Consider the following 1,159-nt stretch of genomic DNA (forward strand, 5'->3'; position numbering starts at 1 on the left):
ACTGCTTGCGCAGTGCTTCGGCCATCGAACAGGATGGCTTGTCGTCTTTCGCATCGAGCTTCGCATCCGTGAGTTCCGGAAACAGTTCACCGACATGCGGTAACCGATCCGGACTTTTCTTCGCATCGCGTTTGCTGCTGACCTGCCCCAATACGATCTGACCGCGATCGGTATCGTTCCCGCAATCGAGGTAGTAGACGCCTGAGTGCTCGGCCGCGCGAACAATTGCATGCCGTGCGGCGCGCGTGTCCACGCAACCAATCACCAGATCGACGTTATAGAGCGTCTCGCTCGCGCCGAAGCGCCGCGCTTGCGCACGCCAGTCGGTGCCCATCAGCGTGTTCAGCCGGTTCACGATGAGCGAGGCTTTGTATTCGCCCACGTCGTTCGGATAAAAACCCTGTCGGCCCACGTTGGTCGGACTGACCGTGTCGTCATCGAACACCGTGCAATCGATCCCGCCCGGGTGACCCAGTTCGACCATCGCGTGATGCAAGCGCGCGAGGCTCGGCAGCACCGCGCTGCCTGTACCACCCGCCCCTACCACGACCACATTCCAGGCGCGCTCGAGCATCCGCGAAGGAAGCGCGTGACGGATAGCTGTTGTAGCTGCTGTCGCTGTCGTCATGCGACCTCCTTCACATGGGCCGCCGCGTACCAACTGCTCGGCACAGGCTCGATGTCCTCGAAGATGCCCTTCGCGCACAGCCGCATGGCCATGCTCGGCACAGGTGACGCACAATTCCCAACGACGAGCGCAAACTTCGTCTCGTGCCGATCGTCTTCATTGTCAGTCGACGAGAAGAACGCCTCGTGCGCGCCGTGCGAGTGGCAATCGATCACCCGCAGTTCAGCGGGCAAGAGCGCAGGTCGCTCATACTTGAGCGATCCGGTGCCCTGCGCGAGAACCGTGACCGGAGCCAGACGAAACCGCCGGGTCTGGACGTTCCAGAGAATCCACGCGCCCGTTTCAAGCGGATGCGCGGCACGTGCCATTGCGACGAACTCCCCGATTAGCGCCGGCGGCACCGCGCCACAACGCAGCACCGTCGACTCCACCACCTGCCCGTAAGGGATGGCGGTTGCAACCGAGTAATGCGCAATGCGGCGCACGACCGACAGCCACGGCAGATCGATCTCGATAAATACACCGTTCTCG

At 62.2% G+C, this 1,159-nt stretch carries 2 protein-coding genes; both read right to left on the reverse strand.

Annotated elements, in window-relative coordinates:
• A partial coding sequence (locus tag P7F28_RS09285) for a PRTRC system ThiF family protein (protein ID WP_277184217.1) occupies positions 1–628 on the reverse strand: 628 nt, incomplete at its 3' end.
• A partial coding sequence (locus P7F28_RS09290) for a PRTRC system protein A (RefSeq protein WP_277184218.1) occupies positions 625–1,159 on the reverse strand: 535 nt, incomplete at its 5' end. The genes P7F28_RS09290 and P7F28_RS09285, both read right to left, overlap by 4 nt.

Source organism: Caballeronia sp. BR00000012568055 (assembly GCF_029439455.1).
Taxonomy (GTDB): domain Bacteria; phylum Pseudomonadota; class Gammaproteobacteria; order Burkholderiales; family Burkholderiaceae; genus Caballeronia.